Origin of the sequence: Streptomyces sp. NPDC006265, assembly GCF_040613555.1 — a bacterium.
In the GTDB taxonomy this organism is placed as follows: domain Bacteria; phylum Actinomycetota; class Actinomycetes; order Streptomycetales; family Streptomycetaceae; genus Streptomyces.
Genome location: NZ_JBEXSH010001349.1, coordinates 1 through 1,603 on the forward strand (window position 1 = coordinate 1; position 1,603 = coordinate 1,603).

General features: G+C 67.6%; 4 protein-coding genes. All 4 read right to left on the reverse strand.

The window, feature by feature from the left end:
- Positions 1 to 161: 161 nt before the first annotated feature.
- A complete protein-coding gene (locus tag ABZ281_RS48720; protein ID WP_356665205.1) occupies positions 162 to 599 on the reverse strand; it encodes a TadE/TadG family type IV pilus assembly protein in 438 nt (145 codons plus the stop codon).
- Positions 596 to 1,018 (reverse strand): TadE/TadG family type IV pilus assembly protein, encoded by a 423-nt coding sequence (locus tag ABZ281_RS48725; RefSeq protein ID WP_356665207.1) that lies wholly within the window; start codon positions 1,016 to 1,018, stop codon positions 596 to 598. The genes ABZ281_RS48720 and ABZ281_RS48725 overlap by 4 nt, the downstream gene beginning before the upstream one ends.
- Positions 1,015 to 1,212: a hypothetical protein gene (locus ABZ281_RS48730; protein ID WP_356665209.1), complete on the reverse strand. Its 198-nt coding sequence runs from the start codon at positions 1,210 to 1,212 to the stop codon at positions 1,015 to 1,017. The genes ABZ281_RS48725 and ABZ281_RS48730 overlap by 4 nt, the downstream gene beginning before the upstream one ends.
- Positions 1,213 to 1,239: 27 nt before the next feature.
- A partial coding sequence (locus ABZ281_RS48735; RefSeq protein WP_356665211.1) for a type II secretion system F family protein occupies positions 1,240 to 1,603 on the reverse strand: 364 nt, incomplete at its 5' end.

Consider the following 1,603-nt stretch of genomic DNA (forward strand, 5'->3'; position numbering starts at 1 on the left):
GCTCGCAGCCTGCCGGCGCCGTCGTAGACGAGCGCGGCCACGGCGGAGAGCGCCACGATGGTCACGAGGGCGAACACGCTCATCGCACCCCGGTCGTTGCGGAGGGCGCGACGGATCCGGTGGGTGAGGGCGAAGCGGGCGGGTGGCATGCGGTGGTCCTGTCAGCCGCGCTGGCGGTAGGAGTCGATTGACGAGGTAAAGCTGCTGGTCAGAGTCTTGGATCCGGGCAGTCCGGGCAATCCGATATCCGAGAGCCGCACCACGCAGGTCACCGTGGCGGTGGTCGAGGCGGGCTCACCGATCGGCGCGGCGAACCCGCCGGTGGAGACGGATATCGAGGTGGACGTGCACTGCAGTCCCTGCTGGCTGAGCACGTTGCGCGCCATTTCCGATCCGGCGGAGCTGGCGGCACCGCCGGTGCGTTCCAGCGAGGCTGCGCGCGCTGCGTTGCGGGCTGCGGTGTCGACGGCGTTGCCGGCGGACCCGATCCGGCCGAACGCGATGACCAGCAGCAGTACCAGAATGAGGACGGGAAAGAGGATGACCGCTTCCAGCGACAGTGCGCCGCGGTCGTCGCGGAGTCTTTCGGCGATGGTCACCGGGCCTCCGTGATGCGCTCGGCGGCCGCGTCGGCGTGCTGGTCGATCTTCAGTTTCAGGCCGGGGATCATCGTGTCGACGTAGCCGGTGACACGGATGGTCACCGTCGCTCCCTTGCTCCCGCTGACGGACGTGCCGGAGATGCTGCCGCCGGCCCTGGAGAGGAACTCCCTGGCCTCGGCGGTGCCGGTCCCTGCGGACGCTCCTCGTACTCGGGCGGACTCAACTCCCAGCTGTGCGGCGGACATCGCCACATTGCGCGCGTGCCACCACAGGCCGACGTGTACGACCAGCAGGATGATCAGCAGCACGACAGGGAAGACGATGAGCATCTCCAGGGACACGGCTCCGCGGTCCCGCGCGTCGCGCTCGGCGAGCGCGCGGGACCAACGGCGGAGAGTCCGGCGAAGGCGGATCACTTGATCTCGTTGGCCTTCTCGTTGACCTTGGTGAGGATGACGCCGGCGGCGATCGCGGCGACGACGACGAGGCCCGCGACGATCATCATCGTCTCGATGGAGACGGAGCCTCGGTCGTCGCGGACGTTGCGCAGCCGCTCGATCCGGGCGCTGAAGAAGGTCTTCAGAAAGGTGAAGTTGGGGTCGTTGCCCATCGTGGATTTCCTTGTCTCTTCAGGGAGTTAGCTGGCCATGATCCGCGCGATCGCGGGATAGCCGATGTATACGGTCATGATCAGGACGAGCATCGCGACGGGCATCACCATTTTTTCGGAGGCCATGTTGGCCTGTGCCTTCGCTTTGGTTACCAGGGCGCCGGAGAGCGACTTGGCCTGCGCGCCGAGGGTGTCGCCGACGGCTGCGCCCTCCTCGCCGGCGATCGCGATGATGTCGGCCGGCGCGCCGAGTTCGGGGACGTCGAGTTCGTGGGAGAGACGCTTGAGGCCCTCCCATGGGCTGATGCCTTCGAGTTCGGAGCGGGTGATGGTGTCCCGGTTCTTCGCGATGACCCAGCCATCGCCGACTTCCGCGGCCCGTTTCAGGGCC

Excerpts from the sequence above, each read along its gene's own strand:
- ABZ281_RS48730 (WP_356665209.1), bottom strand. The coding sequence starts at position 1,212 with ATGGGCAACGACCCCAACTTCACCTTTCTGAAGACCTTCTTCAGCGCC.